Below are 23924 nucleotides of genomic sequence, written 5' to 3'. Positions count from 1 at the left end.
TCACTTCCCCTTAGGCAGATGTGGCCGGTTTAAAGTTGGGATGAACTATCGCGCCGTCGCGTGTGAGCACAGTTGCCGCGATAATGTCGTCTTGCCAATTCACGTTGAACTGTTTGTTGGCATCGATCATGGGTGTTACAAAATTTAAAATATTTTTGGCGTAAAGCGCGCTGGCATCAGCCGATAAGCGGCTGGGAATATTGAACAAGCCAATAATCGTCACGCCATTTACCTCAATAATTTCGCCCGGTTTGGTCAGCGTGCAATTGCCGCCTTGCTCCGCGGCAAGATCAACAATCACTGAACCCGGGCGCATGCTGTGCACCATCTCGTCATTAATCAGTGTGGGCGCTTTGCGGCCGGGAATTAACGCGGTGCAAATAGCGATGTCTTGTTTCTTTAAGGTTTCAGAAACCAACTCCGCCTGACGGCGCTTGTAGTCATCGCTCATTTCTTTGGCGTACCCGCCTGCGGTTTCAGCGTTTTTCACTTCATCGCTTTCCACCATCACAAATTTTCCGCCAAGGCTTTCCACTTGTTCTTTGGATGCAGCGCGCACATCGGTAGCAGACACAATTGCGCCCAAACGTTTTGCCGTGGCGATGGCCTGCAAACCGGCAACGCCTGCGCCTAATACCATCACGCGTGCCGGTGCAATGGTACCTGCGGCGGTCATCATCATTGGCATGGCGCGGTCGTATACATTGATTGCTTCCAATACTGCGCGATAACCGGCGAGGTTGGATTGCGAACTCAACACATCCATCGATTGCGCGCGCGTAATGCGCGGTACAAATTCCAATGTCAGTGCGGTGATACCGGCATCGGCATATTGTTGAATCGCCGAGGGTTCGGCGTAAGGTGCAAACATGGCGATTAATAGCGCGCCGCGTTTGATCAGTGCGAGCTCATTCACATCGCCTTCATTCGCCAGAAGCGGGCGCTGCACTTTTAATACAATATCAGCAGAGCCCAACAAGTCAGTGAGGTTGTCGCTGATGGTTGCTCCAGCTTCCTGATAGGATTCGTTACTAATACGGCTGGCAATACCGGCATCTTTTTCAATCGCCACATCAAAACCCAGTGCGATAAATTTTTTGACGGTATCGGGTGTTGCGGCAACGCGGCGTTCGTGCGCGCGTCGCTCTTTAGGAATTACAATTTTCATTTTATTGTCGCCCTCTGTAGTCGTGGCAAATTTTCGGCAATACAAGTTTCCATCAATAACAGTATTAATGTGGTTGACTATACGAATGGAACTTGCCGTAACTTGCTTCTAGTAGATTCCAGCTTGTTGCTGGTTATTTTGACGAGTCAATTCTTTGATTGATCCCGAATTACTTTTATATGTTGGTTCAATCGGAGTGGCTTATGGACTCCGTTGTTTATTGCGAGACGCGCCGTAAATACGTCCCTGTAGGCTCGACTGCGGCATCCATGCCGCAGACGGTCTCGCAATAAACAACGGAATCCATCGCGCGGCTAGATCGTCGCTACACCACCGCACCAATTTTCCATGGGATAAATTCATTATCGCCATAGCCGAGCAATTCGCTTTTGGTTTTTTTGCCGGACGCAACCGCAAGGATTTCTGCAAAAATTTCCTGACCGGATTCTTCCAAACTGATTTCACCATCGGACACTTTGCCGCAGTTCAAATCCATATCCTCTTGCATGTGGTTATAGATTTTACTGTTGGTAGCAAGCTTGATGCTCGGCGCAGGCTTGCAACCAAAAGCTGAGCCGCGGCCAGTGGTGAAACACAAAATTTGTGCGCCCGATGCAACTTGTCCAGTGGCGGATACCGGGTCGTATCCCGGGCTATCCATAAACACAAAACCTTTGGTGGTAATGTCTTCACCGTACAAAAACACATCGGTCAAATTGGTTGAGCCACTTTTGGCTTGTGCACCAAGGGATTTTTCAATAATCGTGGTGAGGCCACCGGCTTTGTTGCCGGGCGATGGATTATTGTTTAATTCAAAATCGTTGCGTGCGGTGTAATCTTTCCACCACTCGATGCGATCCAATAATTTTTGTGCAATCTCTGGTGATTGCGCGCGGCGCGTGAGCAAATGTTCTGCGCCGAAAATTTCCGGTGTCTCGGACAAAATGACTGTGCCGCCGTGGCGCACTAAAATATCGCCCGCAATCCCCAGCGCCGGGTTGGCGGTAATACCAGAGAGTGCATCTGAACCGCCGCATTGCAAACCAATAATCAGTTCACTCGCGGGCACAGTTTCGCGCCGCGCCTGATTCACCAAGGGCAACATTGCACGCAGGGTTTCAATGCCCTTTTCAATTGCGATGCGCGTGCCGCCGACATCCTGAATAGTAAAGGCAGTAAAGGTGTTGGAATCGGCCAGGCCGCACTCTTCCATCACCCGCTGGATCTGCATGGTTTCGCAGCCCAAGCCAACCATCATCACCCCGCCAAAATTCGGGTGGCGCGCATAGCCATTAAAGGTGCGGCGCAGGGTTTCGTAACCTTCACCGTCCGAGCGCATACCGCAGCCGCTGTCGTGGGTCATGGCGACGACGCCATCGATATGGGGAAATTGTTCCAGCTCTCCGGAGAAGGTGAAATGTTGGGCGATGGCTTTGGCGACGGTGGCCGAGCAATTCACGGTGGTGATAATGCCGACGTAGTTGCGCGTACCCACTTTGCCATTGGCGCGCTTATAGCCCTGAAATGTGGCGCGCTGGTCAACAGGTACAAATTGCGTGGCTTTGGCGTCTTTGCCAAAACTGTAATCTTTCTCCCACTCGCCCATGACGCAGTTGTGTACATGCACATGCTCACCAGCGGGGATGTCTTCACTGGCAAACCCGATGGTCTGCCCGTATTTAAGGATAGCTTCGCCTTTGGCGATGGGACGCACAGCCACTTTGTGCATGGCCGGAATATCGCGCGCGAGGGTGACATCACGCTCGGCAAACAGCACGCCGGCAGGCAGCGCGACTTTACAGATACCGACGTTATCACTGTCATGTAAAACAATAATGCTGCTCACGCTTGATGTCTCTCTCTGGTTGACTCTAGTGATAAGTGTAGACCGTCTCACTTATTACGGCGGGCCTTATCCTTTACTGCGGTCTTATCCTTTGCGACGGGTCGTATCCCGATTGCGGTCTGGCCGGATGTCGATACAGGCGTATTTTTCGCCTGTCAAAACTGTCCCGAAAAAAAAGGCGCCTTGCGGCGCCTCAAAATCGGCAATGGTATTCGGTCAATACCGGGATCAAATCTACGCCGGATTTTTACCCCTCGCAACAGCCCCAAAACCCATAAAACCCGCAATGTAACCGTTTTCATTTGTGCAATGGCAAACCTTAGCCTGTTACATAAAAAGATGGCGCGCCAAAAAACATTTTTATCCTAATTTTATTCAATTTATTGAAATAATTTTTCTTTTGATAAAAAACAAAATTTTCAAATTATTTTTATTGATTGTTAAGTGTAAACGTATACAAAACTATCGCATTTTAAATGTAAACGTATACATGATCATTAAATGGCTAAATTAACGAAAAATTACCGAATAGTGGAATTTTTTGGGGTAGCTGTATTGCATTTATCAGATATGACATCCAGAATGTTTTTCACTCTATATGAGGATATTTATCTTTTTTTAAGGATTCGCCCTGAAGTAAACGGCTGCAGGGTTGCAAAACAGGGCTATAAGTTAGAGAAGTTGGTAAAAGTAGTTAAAGAAGTCAGTAAACGTAAGTAAGTAAAAAGAAGTAAGTAATAAGAAAAACAACAAAATTAAAACGCAAGACAACACGAGAGCTAACACTGGTGAAAGATAACTGCCTATTACAATCAGGTCGCCGTGACTTTATCTCCCGCACCCTGCCCGGCGTGGTAGGGCTTGGTGCATTGGCTGGTTTGGGGGCAGGTTGTGCCCGTCAAGCGTCTGTCAAAGCCGATCATGATGCCGTGGCCGATGCCTGGGCGATGGCAGAAAAAATCCGTCAGCAAGTGGTTGTGCCCACATTCCCTGAGCGTACTTTTGATGTCCGCGATTTTGGCGCGCAAGCGGGCGGAAGCTATGACTGTAGCGAAGCGTTTGCCAAGGCGATTGCCGCATGCCATAGCGCAGGTGGCGGCACAGTGTTGGTGACCGCAGGGCGATACTTGACCGGCCCTATCCATTTGCTCTCCAACGTCAACCTGCATATTACCCAGGATGCGACTGTCGCATTCAAGACTGATCCCAAAGCCTACTTGCCTGCGGTGTTAACCCGCTGGGAAGGAATGGAAATCATGGGTTATTCCCCACTGATTTACGCTTACGGGCAAACCAATATTGCCGTGACCGGAAAAGGCACGGTGGATGGCCAGGCTAACCGTACAACCTGGTGGCCCTGGAAGGGTAACAATTTCAGTTCGGTGGACTGGGGTATTCCCGGTGTTCCAACCCAGACCGAGGCGCGCAATAAACTGATGCAAGACATGGAAAATAATGTTCCGGTTGAGCAGCGTATTTATGCCGAAGGTTCTTATTTGCGCCCGGTGTTTGTGCAGCCCTATAAATGCACCAATGTATTGATTGAAGGCATCACCATTACCAATGCGCCTTTTTGGCTGCTCAATCCGGTGCTGTGTGAAAACGTCACTATCGATGGTGTCGATTTTGCGAGCCTTGGCCCCAACTCCGATGGTTGCGATCCTGAGTCTTGCAAAAATGTCGTGATCAAAAATTGTTTATTTGATACCGGCGATGATTGCATCGCACTTAAATCTGGCCGCAATGCCGATGGCCGCCGGATCAATATTCCCTCTGAAAATATTCTTATCAGCAATTGCAAAATGCGCAGCGGTCACGGCGGTGTTGTGATCGGCAGCGAAATTTCTGGCGGTGCGCGCAATATATTTGTTGAAAATTGCGAAATGAGCAGCCCGGATCTGGAGCGTGGCATTCGCATCAAAACCAATTCAGTGCGCGGCGGTTTGATTGAAAACTTTTTTATCCGCGATGTTTCTATTGGCGAAGTACACACCGCCATTGTGATCGATTTTGATTACGAAGAAGGCGACGCCGGAAAATTTACGCCCACTGTGCGCAATATCGATATTCGCAATCTCACTTGCCAAAAAGCAGTAAAAGTATTCCAGGTGCGCGGCTATGAGCGCTCACCCATCCAGCATTTGCATCTCACCAATTGCCAATTTTCCCAAGTGGGTGAAATTGGTGTGTTGGAAAAAATGGATAACTTTGTTGCAGATCAGGTTTTTATCCAAGGTGTTGAATTTAAAGTGTGATGGCAGTTCAGCTGCCATCGTTTGCACATAAAGCATTTTTCTGCGGAAGTTACACGCCGCATCGATGAATGCAAACCGTGATTGATCCAGTGCGATTGGCTAATGCATGGATTGAAACAAAAATGGATTGAAACAAAATCAGATTACAAATTGCAGCAGTTGTTCGCCGTCAAGGTGTGGCAATTACTGTGGTGTTTGTGAAACCGTGTCATCTGTTGTCACGCTGTGAGTGCGATGAATGACACAGCTACGCTAGCTCAATGATTTAATCACAATAAAAGATGGGGAATAGCTATGAGAAAATTTAAACTCAATCCGATCGTGTTAGCCATGATGGCCGGTACGTTGTCTATGGGCGCTTATGCACAAGATCAGGGTGCTGGCGACGATACCGTAGAAGAGGTTATTGTTACCGGTAGTTTCCGTGATAGCTTGCAGAACTCAATGAATATCAAGCGCAATCAAAGCGGCTTTGTTGATGCAATTGTTGCATCAGATATTGCCGAGTTCCCTGATAATAACCTTGCGGAATCTATGCAGCGTATTCCGGGTGTTGCAATTACCCGCGTAGGTGGCGAAGGTAAAAATATTACTGTTCGTGGTCTGGGGCCATTGTTTACCCGTGTTCGTGTGAATGGTATGGAATCTGTTTCTACCACTGGCGGAACCGATGCAGCGAACGGAAATAACCGCAACCGCAATTTTGACTTCAATACTTTCTCATCTGATTTGTTCAGCTCCCTAACTGTGCGCAAGACCGGTTCTGCTGATGTTCAGGAAGGTTCATTGGGCGCAACAGTTGATCTGAAAGCCGCACAGCCATTTGATTATGATGGTTTTGTATTTACTGCGTCGGGTCAGATGGGATACAACGATCTATCAGAAGAAAGCAATCCGTCAGGCTCATTTTTGGTAAGTAATATTTTTGCCGATGGAAAAGTGGGTGCGCTCTTTTCGTTGTCCTATTCCGAGCGTTCGGTTAAAGATGAGGGGGCAAGTACTGTACGTTGGAGTAATGTTGCATCACAACGCTTTGGGTTTAGTGACGGTGTAGCTATTGATGCAAATCATCCGATCAACACTGCTTTCCGCCCTAGAATTCCTCGCTATGATTCATTCCAGCATGAAATTGAGCGCTTAGGCGCTAGTACTTCGATTCAATTCCGTCCAACAGACGTTTCAGAAATCAGTTTGGATGTTTTATACAGTGAGCACGACGCAACACGTCAAGAAATATTCATGCAAGGTAGTTTAAATCCGGGCCGTAACTCAGTTACTAATGTTGTTGACTACGAAATTCGTGATAACACTTTGATTTATGCTGATCTTGAAAATGCCCGTCTAATTACCGAGAACAGATTTGATAAATTAAACACTGAATTTGTTCAATACACTTTGTCAGGCAAGCATGAATTTAGTGATCGCTTCCGTATCGATGCAATGCTGGGGCACAGTGAATCAGATTTCCAAAACCCGATTCAAAACACCTTAATGATGCTCGCTAATGGTGTGGATTTTACTTACGACTATCGCAATGGCGGCACTGGCGTGCTTACCTTTGGTGATACTGCTTATAGCGCGAGTACGTGGGGTAATCCGGCATCGGCAACTGATCAAACTTATGCAGCTGTGCGTAATCGTCCCCAAAGCTCTTTGAATGAATATGATACTGGTCAGGTCAATGTGGAGTTTGACTTGAATGATAGTTTGACATTCAAAACCGGTGTTGAGTCGCGTAAGTTCTCTATGTCCACGGATCAATTTGTGCCAGCGGCGGGCGAAGGTGCACGCAGCATTGATCTGCATTCAAATCCAAATTTCATTATGGAATATGATTCTGGTCTGGGTGATGGACGTGCGTGGTTAGTGCCCAACAGAGCATTGATTATGGAGGAGTATGGCTTCTTTGATTCGCCAATGGATCCAAACTACGCCAATACTTGGAGTGTGGATGAAGATACACTTAGTTACTTCGCTCAACTTGATTTCACTTTTGATATTGGATCAATGAATGTGCGTGGTGATGTTGGTGTTCGCCATTTTACAACTGACCAAACATCTACTGGTTGGTCAAATGCCAACAATGCTGCGCGTGCGTTGACCACAGTTGATCATGATTACTCAGATACATTGCCGTCGTTGAATTTAACTGCAGAACCAATCGAAAATTTCCTGATCCGTTTTGGTTACTCTGAGGGTATTTCTCGTCCTGGCTTGTTGCAAATTACACCAGTTGTAAGCACCACTGTAGCGGGCACTAATAAAACGGTTACTGGTAACAATCCGTTCTTGGAGCCAACTAAAGCCAAGAGCTATGATTTGGGCTTTGAATGGTATTTTGCTGAAGAAAGCATGATCAGTTTGGCTTTATTCAAGAAGGAAATTGAAAGTCATATTCAAACCATCCGTACTACGCCAGTATTTACGGATATTGGCTTGCCGACTCAGTTGGTAATCGATGCGTGTAACATCCAGGGGGCATCTTTGGGCGGTTATGGTCCTAACTGTAATGAAAATGAGCAGTGGAACTATTCTGTCGCAGCGAATGGCCCAGGTGGTGATTTGGATGGATTTGAAATTAGCTATCAACAGCCATTCACTTTCTTGCCCGGCATTTTGAGCAACTTTGGTTTTATTGGCTCATTTACTAAAGTTGATTCTGATCTGGCTTATTTGAATCCTGCTGGCGAAGTTCAAGCTATTCGTCCTCTTATAGACCTGTCTGATGAGTCATCCAGTGCAACCTTGTACTACGAAGATGATAAGTTCAGTGGTCGTGTTTCCATTGCAAGTCGCAGCGGTTATTTGACTACGCCAATTGGTCGCGACGGTAACGAGATGGAAGGTACGGAAGGTACCACCAATGTCGATGCGTCCTTCGGCTATCAGTTAAATGACAATTGGAAGTTTACTTTCGAAGCGTTAAACCTGACCGATGAAGTGGATGACCAATGGGTTGGCAGTGAAGACGATAAACGTCTTTCTTACTATCACTCAACTGGCCGTCAATATTATCTCGGTGTGCAATACAAGTATTGATAGTGTTTGAGCGCATATGTGCGAATGCAGTATGTGAATTGCGAAAGCAATAAATGGTGAAAGCAACAAAAAGGGATGCCAGTTCGCTGGCATCCCTATTTGATTATTAAAGCCTGTGCGATTGATGCGCAAGAATTGATACGCAAGAGAGAGGTAGATCGTGAGTCTATTGTTTAAAAATAAAGTAATTTATGGCGGTATTTTTTTGGCAGCATTGGTTGGATGCTCACCGGAAAAAACCACAGAGCAATCCATTGATAAACAAAATGCCACGGCTACAACATCTGTTGCGCACGCTGAACAACAATTTATTCTGGCAACGGCAGAGATTACCAATGCCAATGCTTTTGCATTGCAGCGCGAACCGGTTTATTTACCATTTTATGATTTGGGAATAGGCGCGGGTGATGATGCAGTAAAACACCTGAATGTATTGGTAGGTGATCAGGCTCAGCCATCACAAACAGTTGATACCGATGGCGATGGCACGCTTGATAGTTTGTTGCTGGTGTCGGATTTTGCTCCGGCAGAAATAAAGTCTTTTACGGTTACCCGCGATCCATCTATCGCCAAGCCCGCGTTAACAAAACAAACCCAGGCTGAAATTTCCATTAAAGAAGGCGGTGAATGGAAAGGAAAAGAATACGTGGGTGGCGCATTCAAAAATGTGCAGAGCGTAACGCCACCGCCGCAATATACCGATCACTCCTATTGGATTCGCTATGAAGGCCCTGGCATAGAATCAGACAAAGTGGCGTATCGTATTTATCTCGATTGGCGCAACGGTTTTGATATTTTTGGCAAACGCGTTAACGATGTCGTGTTGCAAAATGTCGGTGTGAATAATTACGACGACTATCACATCAATGCTGATTGGGGCGTAGATGTGTTGAAAGTGGGCAAGTCCCTCGGCATGGGTGGTTTTGGTTTTTGGAATGGGAAAAGTGTTGATCTGGTGTCGTTAGTAGACACACGCGATGCCATCATCACCAACAATGGCGATATTTATTCCGGATTTAAAATCAATTACAACGGCTGGCAAATCAATAACCAAAAAGTGGATCTCGCGGCGCACTTTTCCATGAATGCAGGCAGCCGTTTGGTGAATGTCAAACTGCACGCCAGCCAGCAGTTACCGAATCTGGCCATTGGTTTGGTAAAACATAAAGGCACGACGTTATTGGAAGGGCCACAAGAGATTAGCGGCTACGCCTGGACTTATGTCGCTAGCTGGGGCAAGCAAAGTTTGAGTGGTGAAAATGATCATTTAGGTATGGCAGTGATTTTCCGTCGCGATGACCGCGCCGAGCAAACCCAGGACGACAATTCCTATGTGTCGGTGATGAAAGATAAAGGCGGCGAGCTGGAATATTATTTTCTCGCCGCTTGGGAGCACGAGCTGGATGGCATTAAAACCGAAGCGGATTTTAAAACTTACCTCGATCAGGAAGTGGAGCGTTTGACCAAAACCCCACGCATTCGTTTTGAATCTACACTCAGCGCCGATGCAAAAAAGAAACCGCTGGATGCAGATGCTGCGTTGGGTTGGTCTAAAAAATTGGCCGACTCCGAACTCGCTCGCAAAACATTGAATTACCACTATCAAGGTTGGGACGAATACCGCAAGCGCCCCGGTAAATTTGAATACGATGTGGTGGGAATGCAAATTGCCGCGCTGCAGGAATTAAATGAATTAAGCCCTGACCCTGCGTATACCAGCGCATTGGAAACCGTGACCGGCAGTTACATCCGCGATGACGGGCATATCTATACGTTTGAACCGGATTTATTCAGTATCGATCTGACTAAACCCGGGCAAATGGTGATTTTGCTGGAACAAAAAACCGGTGCAGAAAAATATCGCAAAGCGGTAGGTTTTTTGCGTGAAAATTTAAAACGCCATCCTCGTACCAGTGAAGGTGCATTTTGGCACCGCGCCACTTACCCTAACCAATTGTGGTTGGATGGTGTGTACATGGGCATGCCGTTCCTTGCGCAATATGCATCGCTGTATGAAAGCGGCGAACAACAGCACGAAAGTTTTAAAGAAGCGGTGCATGAATTTGTGGTCGCGCGCAAACATTTACGCAACCCGGACACCGGCCTCTATTACCACGCGTGGGATGAATCAAAACAAGCCACTTGGGCAAACAAAGAAAATGGCCGTGCATCGCAATACTGGGCGCGCGGCTTGGGTTGGTATGCCATGGCGCTGGTAGATGTGCTCGATTATTTGCCTGAATCTGAAACCGAATTGCGCAAAACGCTGATCGATATTACGGTGGAATTAGCGGCGGATATTGCGCGCTATCAAGACGCCGAGACAGGAACCTGGTGGCAAATTATGGATAAACCGGGCGAGATCGCGAACTATCGTGAATCGACGGGGAGTGCAATGTTCACTTACTTTTATGCCAAGGCTGTTAATAAAGGTTACTTGCCCGCAGACACCTATCGCGAGCTTGCGCTGAAAAGTTATCAGGGCATGATTAATGAATTTGTCACCGTCCACGCCGATGGAAAAATCAGTGTGAATGATCAATGCCTGGTGGCTGGTTTGGGCTTTGGTCGCGATGGTAGCTACAACTATTACATGACCGAACGCATTGTTTCTAACGACCCTAAAGGCAATACGCCGTTTATTTTAGCGGGTCTTGAAATGTATAAATTGCTGAAGCAATAAAATTTTTATCCCCCCCAGTCTCCCCCTTGCTAAGGGGGAGGAGCAAATTAGCAGGTTTTATTATGAAAGTCCTTGAAGAACGTTTTGCCGTCCACGTCGACGACTACAAACATTACGATACCGAAAAATTGCGCAAGCATTTTCTGGTGGAGAATATTTTTTCTGCTGATGAGGTTTTATTTACCTACACGCATTATGAGCGGTTGATGGTGGGCGGTGCATTTCCGGCAACCAAGCCGGTCGCGTTGGAAACTTACGATCAATTAAAGTCAGAGTATTTTTTGCAACGCCGTGAATTGGGCGCAATTAACATTGGCGGTGCAGGTAAGGTATCGGTCGATGGTGAGGTCTATGAGATCAACACCAAAGAGGCGCTGTATATTGGTCGCGGTGCCAAAGAAGTGATTTTCTCCAGTGTCGATGCAGCTAATCCTGCTAAATTTTATTTGAATTCAACGCCCGCACATTGCACTTATCCCACCAAAAAATTAAACAAGGAAAACAGCAAAGTATTGCACATGGGCGCAGGTGATACCTGTAACGAGCGCGATATTTATCAGCTGATGATCAGCACTGTGTTGGACACCTGCCAATTGCAAATGGGTATGACCGAATTAAAACCCGGCAGTATTTGGAACACTATGCCCATGCATACGCACAGCCGCCGTATGGAAGCCTATTTTTATTTCAATATTCCACAAGACCATGCGGTTTGCCATTTCATGGGGCCAGCGGAAGAAACTCGTCATTTATGGGTGGGCAATGAACAGGCCGTGGTGTCGCCGCCCTGGTCAATGCACTCCGGTGTAGGTACAGCGAACTACACGTTTATTTGGGGCATGGCGGGAGAGAACCACGATTACACCGATATGGATCATCACAAGCCCAGCGAATTGAAATAATTTTGTTCTGTCATACCCGCGTGAGGGTATCCATGGATTGCGTTTTAAAATCTGGATCTCCGCTACGCGAGGATGACGACTCCCATTTAAATTGAGATAAAAACATGAATCATCCACTGTTTGATTTAACCGGAAAAATCGCGCTGGTCACTGGCGCGACTCACGGTTTGGGCATGGCCATGGCATCCGGCCTTGCCAGTGCAGGCGCGACTTTAATTATCAACGGTAATTCATCGCAAGAAAAAATCGACAATGCTGTTAATGAATATCGCGCAAAAGGTTTCAACGCATTTGGTTACAAATTCAATGTCACCGATGAAGAGCAAGTGATTGCAGCGGTTGAACAAATTGAAAAAGACCATGGCGTTATTGATATCCTGATTAATAACGCGGGCATTATTAAACGCACGCCGTTACTGGAAATGTCGCTGGAAGATTTTGAAGAAGTAATCAAAATCGATTTAACCGGTGTGTTTACCATGACACGTCCGGTTGCGCGCAAAATGGTAGAGCGTCGTCAGGGCAAGATTATTAATATCTGTTCAATGATGAGCGAGCTCGGGCGCAATTCTGTCGGCGCTTACGCGGCTGCCAAAGGCGGTTTGAAAATGCTGACCAAAAATATGGCCACTGAATGGGCGAAATACAATGTGCAAGTGAATGGCATTGGCCCCGGTTATTTTGCTACCAGCCAAACTGAACCTATCCGTGTGGATGGCCATCCGTTCAATGATTTTATTATCAACCGCACACCTGCCGCTAAATGGGGCGACCCGGATGACTTGCAAGGCGCGACCATTTTTCTTGCATCAAAAGCCAGCGATTTTGTCACCGGCCAAATTGTGTATGTCGATGGTGGAATTCTGGCAACAATCGGTAAGCCGTCTAACGAAATCTAATACTCGCCCCTCTCTGGAGGAGTGCAGCTAACGGGTGACAGGCAATGAACGCAAAAATTATTCTTTCACTGATAACGCTTTTTGTGTGTGCAATTTCCGGCAGCGCTCTTGCCGATAGCGGGCAGGCAATAACTTACAACAAACCGAACAGGGTTCAGTCGGACTATATGCAGGAGCTGTTAAAGCTGGCACTGCGTCAGTCCGGCAAGCAGTACACTTACGTTACAACGGCGGAAACTTATTCGCGCGACCGGGTAATGGAATCCATGAAATCGGGTGACATCACCGTGATGTGGGGTGGCACCTCGGCGCAAATGGAAGACGATTTTATTCCCATCCGTATCGATGCCTATCGCGGGTTAATGAGCCATCGCATTTTGTTGATCCGCAAAGGCGATCAAGCGCGTTTTGATCGTGTGCAAACGCTTGACGATTTGCGCCAATTTTCTTTCGGCCAGGTCAGAACCTGGCAAGACTCGGATATTTTGGAAAAATCCGGTTTCAAGGTAGTTAAAATCACCAAAAAGCCCGGCCTGTTCCATATGCTCGACGGTGCCCGATTTGATGCCTTCCCGCGCGGCGCGAATGAAGCTTGGAATGAATTAGCTGCGTTCCCCACGCTTGCATTGGATGTGGAAAAAAATCTGGTATTGGTTTATCCGTTGCCTACCTATTTCTTTGTCAGCAAACATCGCCCCGAAGTTGCCCAGGATTTGGAAGATGGATTGGAAAAAATGCTCGCAGATGGCAGTTTCGACCGCTATTTTTACGCGAGTAAAGAGGTGAAGGACGTGTTGATAAAAGCGGATTTGCCCAACCGAAGAGCCTTTTACATGGAAAACCCTTTCCTTCCCAAAGCGACTCCGCTTGAGCGCAAGGAACTGTGGATCTCGCTCGATGAATTAAGGGAAAAAACACAGCTCATGCGTGACAATAATGAATTATAAATTCAGTGAAAAATATTTCGCTTCAAACTTCATGCCTTTGTTTTCATAAAACCGGTGCGCATCAATTCGCTGCACACCGGAAACCAACCGTAATTGCACGCAGTGGTTTTCGCGTGCGTAATCTGCAACCCAATCAAATAACGTTGCGCCATAACCTTGTGAACGCGCTGCGGCGGTTGTAATCAAATCATCTATCTCAAGATATTTCCCGGTGTAAAGCCATTCTGCAATGCGTATGCCTGCTACTGCCTTAATGCCATTGTCATCCAGATAGACCAGATCGTAGCCGTGATTGTTATGCATGCGCTCAACTAACGCTAAAAAATCATCCTGTGACAGATGCGGGCGCAACTCGGCCATTACTGCATAACAAGCAATAATCTCTTTTTGGGTATGTGCAATTTGAATGTTCATGTATCGGTTCCGTGATTAAAATAAATGTTAAGCAGACATGACTATTTCATCGCAGAATTATTCCATCTCCAACATAAAAGTCACCGGGCCATCATTAATCAGACTCACTTGCATATCTGCGGCAAAAATACCGGTGGCGATTTTTGGGTGTTTGCTGCGCAGCTGTGCGACAAAATAATCGTAGAGTGCTTCCGCTTGTTGTGGTGGTGCAGCGGAGGAAAAACTGGGGCGGGTGCCTTTTTTGGTGTCGGCGGCCAAGGTGAATTGCGAGACCACCAAAATACCGCCGTCAATTTGCTGCACGCTGCAATTTATTTTGTTGTCGCTATCGGAAAAAATCCGGTAGCTGAGTAATTTGTCGATCAGTTTGTTAGCGGTGTCTTGGGTATCGGTTTTTTGGATGCCCAATAACAATAAAATACCTTGATCAATGGCCCCGACGGTTTCGTTGTTGACATCAACTGATGCTTTTTTAACGCGTTGGATTAAACCTAACATAGTATTTTCGGCTTCCGTTTTGTGCTTTTGAGTATTTTTTAAATGCATTCAGCAAAAGAGGCAGTAACAAAAACGGAGCCTGCTGGCTCCGTTTTTTTCAAGGCTGGTTGCTTGCGAGGTTACGCGAGTTGATCGCCCGTGTTCAGTAAGGTTTTGGCCATATCGTCGGTTGCGCGAATCAGTGCATCGACAATGCCCGGCTCGCGCGATGCGTGGCCCGCTTCGCGGATAATAATCAGCTCGGAGTCTGGCCACGCTTGATGCAAGGCATAGGCGTTATCCAGCGGGCAGATGACATCGTAGCGGCCGTGTACTATCACCCCTGGAATACCGGCGAGCTTATGGGCATCGCGCAGGATCTGGTTGGGTTCAAGAAACGAGTTATTCATGAAGTAGTGCGCTTCAATACGCGCGAGCGACAGCGCGCGGTGCGGCTCGGTAAAGGAGTCCACGACATCCTGACAGGGCTTGAGGGTGGCGGTGCGCCCTTCCCAGCCCGCCCAGGCTTTGGCGGCCGACATCTGTTGGATTTGGTTTTCGCCAATCAGGCGATGGTAGTAAGCCGCCAATATATTGTTGCGCTCGTCCGCCGGGATTTGATCTACAAAGTCTTCCCAGTAATCGGGGAACAAACGGTTGGCACCTTCCTGATAAAACCAATGGATGTCTTCCTGGCGGCACAGAAAAATGCCGCGCAGGATCAAACCCAGTACACGCTCGGGATAGGTTTGGGCATAAACCAGACTCAGGGTTGAGCCCCAGGAGCCGCCAAATAACACCCATTTCTCAATACCGAGTGTTTTGCGGATGACTTCTATATCGTCCACCAGCTTTTGCGTGGTGTTGTTGTCGAGTTCGGCGTGTGGGCGCGAACGGCCTGCGCCGCGTTGGTCAAACAGCACAATGCGATAGACCTCAGGATCGAAAAAGCGGCGGTCATATTTGCCACAACCCGCACCAGGGCCGCCGTGGACAAACAGCACAGGAATGCCATCAGGGTTTCCGGATTCATCGACATACAGTTCGTGGGGCGGCTCTACGGCAATTTGGTGACGCTGGTAGGGTTTTATCTCGGGATAAAAAATCTGCATAAACTCGCCTTGTTCGGGGTAATCACTGGGGATCGCGCTGGGGAATAACGTCCACTAAAGGTAGCACACTACGCGTGGGTTAACACTTGCCTACATGCTGACATAAACTGTCAGGGGTGGCGGCTAGCATAGCGCATTCTGTGTTCGATTCCCTGTTTCTTCTGGCTGATTGCGGGACTTTGTTATGCATCGCGCTGAACGTCTTTTCCAGCTTACTACCCTGCTGCGTAACCGCCGCACGGTGCTCACCGCAAAACAGATGAGCGAACATCTGCGCGTCTCCGAGCGCACGATTTATCGCGACATCCAATCGCTCAGCCTCTCCGGCGTACCCATTGAGGGCGAAGCGGGGGTTGGGTATCGCCTGTCGCATCGCTACCAGCTTCCGCCGTTGATGTTTGACCGCGAGGAGGTAGAGGCGCTGTTGCTCGGCGCGCGTATGGTCAGCAGTTGGGGCGATACCGACATGGCGATCCATGCCAACCAGGCGATCCAGAAAATTCTTGCGGTCTTGCCCGACCATTTGCGCCATAGCGATGAAACCCTGCCGCTGCTCGTGCCGAATATGGAAGAGGTACAAAAATATTACACCGCCCACAGCCAACCGCTGCGCGAGGCGATACGTTTGCATCGCTGTGTGGTGATTGATTATGTGCGCGCCGATGAAGAGCACAGCTCGCGCACGATTGAACCGCTGGGCATGATTTTTTGGGGCAAAGTGTGGACGCTGGTGGCATGGTGCCAATTGCGCAATGACTATCGCACCTTCCGCCTCGACCGCATTCAAACCACCATTCTCACTGATAACAGCTTTGCAACGCACGAACAAAAAAGTCTCAAGCATTTTTTAAATTTGATGAAAGAGCGATGCGAGCAAGAGCCCGAGAAAATGGAAACACATTCCGATTAACCTGATAGGAAATAGCGTTATGCCAAGCGTTGAAAAATGCCGTTGCAGCTGGTGTGGTGATGATCCACTGTACTGTGAATATCACGATACCGAATGGGGTGTTCCGGTATTTGATGAGCAAAAACTATTTGAATTGCTCATCCTGGAAGGCGCGCAGGCAGGTTTATCCTGGATTACGGTGTTGCGCAAACGCGAAAATTATCGCGCCGCGTTCGATCATTTTAATCCTGAAAAAATCGCGCGTTACACGCCTGCTAAAATAGAAAAATTAATGCTGAACGATGGCATTATCCGCAATCGCCTGAAATTGGAAAGCACCGTGAGAAATGCAAAAGCATTATTGGCGATGAAAAAAAATGGCGACGATTTTGTGCACTTTTTATGGAGCTTTGTGAACTTCAAGCCTGTGCAAAATACCTTGCGCGGCATGCATGATGCGGTAGCTACCACACCGGAATCCGACGCTATGAGCAAAGCGCTCAAGAAGAGAGGATTTAATTTTGTCGGCTCAACTATTTGCTATGCCTTTATGCAGGCCTGCGGCATGGTGAATGATCACTTTGTGGATTGCCATCGCCACAAACCCTGCGCTGCGCTGGCTAAAAAAATTCCCGCATTCCCAGCTGCCAAGGCGCGTTGATTACGCCTTGGTAATTCCTTAACAATCCTTGAATTGCCTGCTTCTGGTGGGCTTGTTACCCTAGCCCGCATTATCGAATCCAGCTTTAAGCCGGACACCCTGACGACACTACACTGGCCACATCAGGTCAAACTATATTTTCGTGGCTCTGTTTTGCGAGCCCATTGTTACGAATTCATGTTTTTCCAATAGGAGTTTATCGATGAAATATTCATTACTCGCGGCAGCCTTGTCATTGTCGCTCGCATTGCCTGTCGTGCATGCCAAACCGGTAGAAGTGAAAACAGAAACCGGTACCATTCAGGTAAATGTGATTGCGGAAGGATTGGAAAATGTGTGGGGCATGGCTTTCTTGCCCGATGGCAGTATTCTGGTAAACGAGCGCGCAGGCCGGATGCGTGTAGTGACGGCCGACGGAAAAATCGGAAAGCCTTTGACCGGGTTGCCTGAAATTGTTGCGCAAGGCCAAGGCGGATTATTGGACGTAGTGACTGCGCCGGATTTTGCTACCAGCAAAAAAATCTATTTCAGTTATTCTGAACCGGGCAAAGGCGGTAACAGCACCGCAGTGAGCTCGGCTACATTAAATGGCAATGCGCTGGAAAATGTCACGCGTATTTTTAGCCAGCAACCCAAAGTAAACAGCAACAACCATTTTGGTTCGCGCTTGGTATGGGCACCGGATGGCACCTTGTTTATCACTCTGGGTGATCGCTACAGCGAAAAAGACAAAGCGCAAACGCTGGACAATCACCAAGGCAAAGTGGTGCGCATCAATGCCGATGGTTCAGTGCCAAAAGATAACCCTTTTGTAAAAACGCCTGGCGCACTGCCAGAAATTTGGTCGTTTGGGCATCGCAATATGCAGGGCGCAGCGATCAACTCCATCACCAAAGAGTTGTGGACCGGCGAGCATGGCCCACAGGGTGGCGATGAATTGAACATTGATCGCGCCGCAAAAAATTATGGCTGGCCGGTGATCACCTATGGTGAAAATTACGGTGGCGGAAAAATTGGTGAAGGTACGCATAAAGAAGGAATGGAGCAGCCAACTTATAAATGGGTTCCTTCCATTGCAACCGCCGGATTTATTTTTTACACCGGAGATAAATTTCCGCAGTGGAAAAATAATATTTTGCTGGCCAGCTTGCGTGAGCAGACATTGGTGCGTTTAGTGCTGGATGGCGATAAAATCGTAAAAGAAGAACGTATGCTGCAAAAAGAAATAGGGCAGCGCTTGCGTTCAATTGTGCAAGGGCCGGATGGTTTGATCTATTTGGCAACCGATGAAGGCAAAGGGAAAATCCTGCAGGTTTCCCCACGTTAAATTGGTCTTATATAAACCGGCATAAAAAATTCCCGCAGTTGCGGGAATTTTTCTAACAGGTGATCAATGGTTGATTCTTATTTATTTGTCTACGGCACTTTTTTATTTGTCTATGGCACTTTGCGACGCGATTGCACTACCGGTGCGCATCAGCGTTATCTTGAGGGTGCTGAATTTATTGCCAACGCGAGCGTGCGCGGCTGGCTTTACCGCGTGAGTTATTATCCGGCGCTGGTCATAGATGAAAGCGGTGGTTGGGTGAAAGGTGAAATTTATCGCCTCAAGGATGCTGCGCAATTATCGGCATTGGATGAGTATGAAGAATGCAGTTATCCCGCTACACCAGATCAGGAGTATCAACGAATAACCGTGTTTGCTAACGCTGATAATGAAAAAGAAATTGCTTGCTGGGTCTATGCTTATCAACAAACGCCCGATGGATTATCGATCATCGACAGCGGCGACTTTTTAAATCCCTGAGGGATTTTTTTTGCCACTTATTTTTTGCAGCATCGAGTCAGGTTTCGCGACTGAATACTAACGGTAATTCCGTTTTTTGTGCCGCGGGGCCGTTGCCAATCATTTCATCGTAAGGGGATTGCATGACCAGCCAGCCACGCTCAAACCCCATCTCTTTCAATGCTTCTTGCGCGCGGTAAGCGCTAGGAAATTTTCTGATCTTGCCGTCGGGCGTGCGCAACATGGTTACAGCGTCTGAAAGGCCTTCCGGCTCCCGCGTGGTTCCTGCAAGGTAGCTTGCGCAATCAGACATACTAAAAATTAATGCGCGTTCATTTTGGTTCATTGCAGGCCACCTTTTTATTTTGATATTGAACACTCGCCATACAAATTGCAGTAGCGTCTTGCTGCCCAGTGTTTATAAAGCCTATCCACCAATGGAGCGAAAATTTTCCATCGAAGTGGCTGCAACAAAAATCCGAACCAGGTAAAACTCCACGCACTAACACTGGCATCAACACCACGCAACCAGCGTCCGTCGGGCAGCGACATGTGCAGCTCCAGTAACATTTGCTGACGCACGCTACTGTCGATGTTCATCAGAGTATGAATATCAACCAATACTAATCCAGGTCGTTTATGTTTGCGTAAAAGAGCCATCTCCCGCGCGCACAGGCGGCAGCGGCCATCAAAAAAGAGTTGGGCGCAATGGATGGGCACGGGTAGTGGCATACAGATTTCCTGGTGAGGCAATTAGCGTCAGTTAAACGCCGGTTTTGGTTTCCCTATATACTTACGTGCTGTTTGAAAACCAGATCATTTTTTGGAGCATTTCATGAGTCGTTTTAGCGCATTGAATTACGATATAGACCCGGTGTTTCATGCCGCCAACCGCCCTGCTCCGCGTGTTGGTGTCCTGCTTGCCAATTTGGGTACGCCCGATGAACCCACTGCTCCCGCCTTGCGTCGCTATTTGGCCGAGTTTTTATCTGACCCACGTGTAATTGAAGTGCCGCGCCTTATTTGGATGATGGTGTTGCACGGGATTATTTTACGTGTGCGCCCGAGAAAATCTGCCGCGCTCTATAAAAGCGTGTGGACCAGTGAAGGATCGCCGCTGCTTGCGATCAGCAAACAGCAACAGGCGGCCATCCAGCAACAATTGGGTGATGGTTACAGTGTGAAATTGGGTATGCGCTACGGCAATCCATCAATCGCAGGTGCGCTGCGCGAGTTGCAAAAAGAGGGCGTGCGTAAAATTATTGTGCTTCCGCTTTACCCCCAATATGCCGGGCCAACCACTGGCTCGACTTTTGACGCGGTTGCGACAGAATTAAAAAGCTGGCGCTGGGTGCCTGAATTACATTTTATCAATAATTATTGCGATCACCCGTTGTACGTAGAAGCGCTCGCCAATTCGGTGCGCGAACACATCGAAAAAAATGGTTTGCCACAAAAAATTATTTTTTCCTACCACGGCATGCCCAAGCGTTATTTAACGGCGGGTGATCCTTATTTTTGTTTGTGCCAAAAAACCACGCGGTTGGTGCAGGAAAAATTAGGTCTTGATAAAAGTATTTGCCTCACCAGTTTCCAATCGCGCTTTGGCCGCGAAGAATGGCTGAAGCCCTACACCGATGAAACACTGGAGCAATTGCCCAAAGACGGTATCAAGCATATCGCGATTATTTCCCCTGCATTCAGCGCCGATTGTTTGGAAACGTTGGAGGAGTTGGCCGTTGAAAATCGCCATGCATTTATCGCGGCGGGCGGTGAGAAGTATGACTACATTGCTGCGCTCAATGATCGCACTGATCATATTGCGGCGCTGGTTGAAATATTGAAACGTTAACCGTGTGCCGGGCAGTTACACTGGACTATCCGCAATGTATTACCCGAAAACGGTAAAGAGCATTTGCACAGACAGGCCTACCAATAACACAGCGAATAATTTTTTCAGCAGCGCTACAGGCAACCGGTGTGCAAGCTTGGCACCTAGCGGTGCGCTGAAAAAACTCATGCAGGCCATGGCTATCACCGCTGGCCAATAAACGTAGCCCAGTGTGTATAGCGGAAGATTGGGTTCATTCCAGCCGTTGGTGATGTAGCCGACCGCACCGGAAACTGCGATAGGTAAACCCACTGCGGCCGATGTACCAATCGCAACCGGTAGCGTCACATTGCACCACACCAAAAACGGCACTGTCAGTGTGCCGCCGCCAATCGCCACTAATGCAGAAATCGCCCCTATCCCGGAGCCGGTTGCGTTCATGCCGAATAACCCCGGCAGTTGGCGCGAGGGTTTTGGTTTGCGGTTGAGCACCATTTGCAGTGCGACAAATGCCATAAAGCAGGAGAAAAAAATCGCGAGCGGTGCTGCCGATAAATAACTCGCTAAAAAAGTTCCGGCAAAAGTCCCCAATAAAATCCCTGGTGTAATCTGTACTACCACTGGCCAAATCACTGCTTGGTGTTGATGGTGCGCACGCAAGCTGGCGATGGCGGTGGGCACAATTGCCGCCATCGATGTCGCAAGTGCCATATGCACTATGTGTTCAGCGGGGAATTGCTGTCGGGTGAATAGCAGTGTCAGCATCGGCACCATAATCCCGCCGCCGCCAATACCAAAAAGCCCGGCAAAAAATCCGGTGAAGGCACCGAGAGCTAAAAGCGAAAAAATAAAATAAATATCCATACGTAAAATCTACTTGCGAAAATATTTCAAGGCGCTTGCGAATACCTCTGTAGGACTGTCTGAGACAGGGAAGTCGAAGACAAGCCCCCATGGATGGGTTTACGGCGTGTCCTGCAGAGGTATTCGCAAGTGCCAATAGCACGTTCAATTACTCAATAGCACTAAAAAAAATCCCCGGCACTTTCGCGTCGGGGACTTTTAGTTTACGCGAACAAACGTAAATTATTTATTAGCGCGTTTACGCTCGTTTTCAGTGAGCAGTTTTTTACGCAGACGAATCGATTGTGGTGTTACTTCTACCAGTTCGTCGTCTTCAATAAATTCCAGCGCCTGCTCCAGGGTGTGACGGATTGGCGGTGACAGGGTCAGCGCGTCGTCAGTACCAGAAGCACGAACGTTGGTTAATTGTTTGGCTTTGGTTGGGTTTACTACCAAGTCATTAGAGCGCGAGTGAATACCCACGATTTGACCTTCGTAAACTTCCACACCGGCACCCAGGAACAAACGACCGCGGTCTTGCAATGGGTGCAAGCCGTAAGCCAGAGTCTTGCCCTTCACCATAGATACCAACACACCGTTCTGACGCTTGGCCACTTCGCCTTCTTTTACCGGGCCATAGTGGTCAAAAATACTGGTCATGATGCCGGAACCGGAAGTCATGGTCAGGAACTGGCCACGGAAACCAATCAAACCGCGCGATGGGCACAAGAATTCCAACTTGATACGGCCTTTGCCATCCGGCTCCATGTTGGTCAACTCGCCTTTACGCAGGCCGAGTTCTTCCATCACTTTACCCTGGTGCTCTTCTTCTACGTCGATCACCACTTGTTCAAAGGGCTCGTGCACTACACCGTCCACGATTTTTTGAACCACTTCGGGGCGCGATACACCCAGCTCATAGCCTTCGCGACGCATATTTTCGATCAATACCGACAGATGCAATTCGCCGCGGCCAGATACGATAAATTTATCCGGTGACTCACCTTGTTGAACGCGCAGTGCAACGTTGGCAATCAACTCCTGATCCAGACGGTCTTTGATGTTACGGCTGGTCACGTACTTGCCTTCTTTACCGGCAAACGGTGAATCGTTTACCTGGAAGGTCATGCTTACGGTTGGCTCGTCGATAGAGAGCGCTGGCAGTGCTTCAACAGCATCAGGGCTGCACAGGGTATCGGAGATGCCGAGCTTGTCCACACCGGTAATACACACGATATCGCCCGCGTAAGCTTTGTCGGTTTCGATACGTTGCAAACCGTGGTAACCCATCACTTGCAATACTTTCGCTTTGCGCTGATTGCCTTCGTGATCAACTACCACGACTTGCTGGTTGGGCGAGAGGCTGCCGCGAGTGATACGGCCAATACCGATAACACCCACATAGCTGCTGTAGTCCAACGCGGAAATTTGCATTTGGAAGGGGCCGTCCAGGTCAACTTTAGGCGGCTTCACTTTGTCTACGATCATTTGGAACAGGGGGGTCATGTCATCGGCGATGTCATCGGGTGACAGGCCAGCAACACCATTTAACGCAGAGGCGTAAATGATCGGGAAGTCGAGCTGCTCTTCAGTGGCACCCAAACGGTCAAACAGGTCAAATACTTGATCTACTACCCACTCAGGGCGGGCACCGGGGCGGTCGATCTTGTTGATCACCACAATCGGGTTCAAACCTTGTTCAAAGGCTTTGGAGGTTACGAAACGGGTCTGTGGCATTGGGCCGCCAACAGCATCCACAATCAGTAATACCGAATCCACCATGGAGAGTACCCGCTCTACTTCGCCACCGAAATCGGCGTGGCCGGGGGTATCTACGATGTTAATGCGGTAGTCGTTCCACTTGATGGCGGTATTTTTCGCCAGAATGGTAATGCCGCGTTCGCGTTCCTGATCGTTGCTGTCCATGATCAGATCGGCGCTGTCATCGCGACGATCAAGGGTGCCGGATTGGCGCAACAACTGGTCAACCATGGACGTTTTACCGTGGTCAACGTGGGCGATAATGGCGATGTTACGCAGTTTTTCGATTGCTGAATTGTCTGTCACTATGGAAATACTCTTGGGTGGGTGCCTAAAGGAAGGCAAAGTTTGAAAGCGCAAAAGGGCGCGCATTATACCTATCCCTGTGTGACACGGATATGTCTAGCCGGT

At 48.2% G+C, this 23924-nt stretch carries 21 protein-coding genes; 12 read left to right on the top strand and 9 right to left on the bottom strand.

The features are described from left to right. Positions 1–10: 10 nt before the first annotated feature. Complete coding sequence (locus tag B2739_RS00790) at positions 11–1168, bottom strand: Re/Si-specific NAD(P)(+) transhydrogenase subunit alpha (RefSeq protein ID WP_331343978.1); 1158 nt, start codon at positions 1166–1168, stop codon at positions 11–13. A gap of 325 nt (positions 1169–1493) precedes the next feature. Further along, positions 1494–3014, bottom strand: coding sequence for an altronate dehydratase family protein (locus B2739_RS00785; RefSeq protein WP_331343977.1), 1521 nt, complete (start codon positions 3012–3014; stop codon positions 1494–1496). Positions 3015–3515: 501 nt separating this feature from the next. Here B2739_RS00785 and B2739_RS00780 point away from each other — a divergent pair. The 7 genes from B2739_RS00780 to B2739_RS00750 all read left to right on the top strand — a co-directional run bounded on the left by B2739_RS00780 (position 3516) and on the right by B2739_RS00750 (position 13739). Continuing rightward, complete coding sequence (locus B2739_RS00780; RefSeq protein ID WP_331343976.1) at positions 3516–3734, top strand: hypothetical protein; 219 nt, start codon at positions 3516–3518, stop codon at positions 3732–3734. 122 nt (positions 3735–3856) lie between these two features. After that, positions 3857–5269, top strand: a complete 1413-nt coding sequence (locus B2739_RS00775; RefSeq protein ID WP_414633202.1) for a glycoside hydrolase family 28 protein — start codon at positions 3857–3859, stop codon at positions 5267–5269. A 294-nt stretch (positions 5270–5563) separates the two neighbouring features. Further along, a complete protein-coding gene (locus B2739_RS00770; protein ID WP_331343974.1) occupies positions 5564–8308 on the top strand; it encodes a TonB-dependent receptor in 2745 nt (914 codons plus the stop codon). Between the two features lie 160 nt (positions 8309–8468). Next, positions 8469–10991, top strand: a complete 2523-nt coding sequence (locus B2739_RS00765) for a glycoside hydrolase family 88 protein (protein WP_331343973.1) — start codon at positions 8469–8471, stop codon at positions 10989–10991. A 62-nt stretch (positions 10992–11053) separates the two neighbouring features. Further along, complete coding sequence (kduI, locus tag B2739_RS00760) at positions 11054–11893, top strand: 5-dehydro-4-deoxy-D-glucuronate isomerase (RefSeq protein ID WP_331343972.1); 840 nt, start codon at positions 11054–11056, stop codon at positions 11891–11893. A 104-nt stretch (positions 11894–11997) separates the two neighbouring features. Further along, complete coding sequence (locus B2739_RS00755) at positions 11998–12792, top strand: gluconate 5-dehydrogenase (RefSeq protein WP_331343971.1); 795 nt, start codon at positions 11998–12000, stop codon at positions 12790–12792. 44 nt (positions 12793–12836) lie between these two features. Continuing rightward, a complete protein-coding gene (locus B2739_RS00750) occupies positions 12837–13739 on the top strand; it encodes a diguanylate cyclase (RefSeq protein ID WP_331343970.1) in 903 nt (300 codons plus the stop codon). Here B2739_RS00750 and B2739_RS00745 read toward each other — a convergent pair. The 3 genes from B2739_RS00745 to pip form a co-directional block, all read right to left on the bottom strand. Then, complete coding sequence (locus B2739_RS00745) at positions 13734–14153, bottom strand: GNAT family N-acetyltransferase (RefSeq protein WP_331343969.1); 420 nt, start codon at positions 14151–14153, stop codon at positions 13734–13736. The genes B2739_RS00750 and B2739_RS00745 overlap by 6 nt on opposite strands. Positions 14154–14210: 57 nt before the next feature. Beyond that, a complete protein-coding gene (gene dtd / locus B2739_RS00740) occupies positions 14211–14651 on the bottom strand; it encodes a D-aminoacyl-tRNA deacylase (protein ID WP_331343968.1) in 441 nt (146 codons plus the stop codon). Positions 14652–14770: 119 nt separating this feature from the next. Next, positions 14771–15742 carry a prolyl aminopeptidase gene (gene pip, locus B2739_RS00735; protein ID WP_049631077.1) on the bottom strand — a complete coding sequence of 324 codons (972 nt, stop codon included), beginning with the start codon at positions 15740–15742 and terminating at the stop codon, positions 14771–14773. A gap of 184 nt (positions 15743–15926) precedes the next feature. Between pip and B2739_RS00730 the strand changes: the two genes are divergently transcribed. From B2739_RS00730 to B2739_RS00715, 4 genes are all read left to right on the top strand, one after another. Then, positions 15927–16652 carry a YafY family protein gene (locus B2739_RS00730; RefSeq protein WP_331343967.1) on the top strand — a complete coding sequence of 242 codons (726 nt, stop codon included), beginning with the start codon at positions 15927–15929 and terminating at the stop codon, positions 16650–16652. Positions 16653–16671: 19 nt separating this feature from the next. Continuing rightward, entirely contained in the window at positions 16672–17292 is a 621-nt protein-coding gene (locus B2739_RS00725; protein ID WP_331343966.1) for a DNA-3-methyladenine glycosylase I, read from the top strand. A 202-nt stretch (positions 17293–17494) separates the two neighbouring features. Then, on the top strand, positions 17495–18619 hold the full coding sequence (locus B2739_RS00720; RefSeq protein ID WP_331343965.1) for a PQQ-dependent sugar dehydrogenase: 1125 nt from the start codon (positions 17495–17497) through the stop codon (positions 18617–18619). Between the two features lie 66 nt (positions 18620–18685). Then, on the top strand, positions 18686–19099 hold the full coding sequence (locus B2739_RS00715) for a gamma-glutamylcyclotransferase family protein (protein ID WP_331343964.1): 414 nt from the start codon (positions 18686–18688) through the stop codon (positions 19097–19099). A 37-nt stretch (positions 19100–19136) separates the two neighbouring features. Here B2739_RS00715 and B2739_RS00710 read toward each other — a convergent pair whose 3' ends face one another. Continuing rightward, the gene (locus B2739_RS00710; RefSeq protein ID WP_331343963.1) at positions 19137–19424 is read right to left on the bottom strand and encodes a DUF6482 family protein; all 288 of its coding nucleotides are present in this window, start codon (positions 19422–19424) and stop codon (positions 19137–19139) included. A gap of 14 nt (positions 19425–19438) precedes the next feature. Next, positions 19439–19810 carry a thiol-disulfide oxidoreductase DCC family protein gene (locus tag B2739_RS00705; RefSeq protein WP_331343962.1) on the bottom strand — a complete coding sequence of 124 codons (372 nt, stop codon included), beginning with the start codon at positions 19808–19810 and terminating at the stop codon, positions 19439–19441. 103 nt (positions 19811–19913) lie between these two features. Between B2739_RS00705 and hemH the strand changes: the two genes are divergently transcribed. Next, positions 19914–20930 carry a ferrochelatase gene (gene hemH / locus B2739_RS00700; protein ID WP_331343961.1) on the top strand — a complete coding sequence of 339 codons (1017 nt, stop codon included), beginning with the start codon at positions 19914–19916 and terminating at the stop codon, positions 20928–20930. Positions 20931–20969: 39 nt separating this feature from the next. Here hemH and B2739_RS00695 read toward each other — a convergent pair whose 3' ends face one another. Continuing rightward, a complete protein-coding gene (locus B2739_RS00695; RefSeq protein ID WP_331343960.1) occupies positions 20970–21773 on the bottom strand; it encodes a sulfite exporter TauE/SafE family protein in 804 nt (267 codons plus the stop codon). Positions 21774–21995: 222 nt separating this feature from the next. Then, a complete protein-coding gene (gene typA, locus B2739_RS00690; RefSeq protein ID WP_331343959.1) occupies positions 21996–23819 on the bottom strand; it encodes a translational GTPase TypA in 1824 nt (607 codons plus the stop codon). Between the last annotated feature and the right edge of the window lie 105 nt (positions 23820–23924).

The organism is Cellvibrio sp. UBA7661 (genome assembly GCA_002483365.1).
In the GTDB taxonomy this organism is placed as follows: domain Bacteria; phylum Pseudomonadota; class Gammaproteobacteria; order Pseudomonadales; family Cellvibrionaceae; genus Cellvibrio.
Note: the sequence above shows the minus strand (reverse complement) of the source record. Positions and strands in the feature narration are given on the sequence as shown.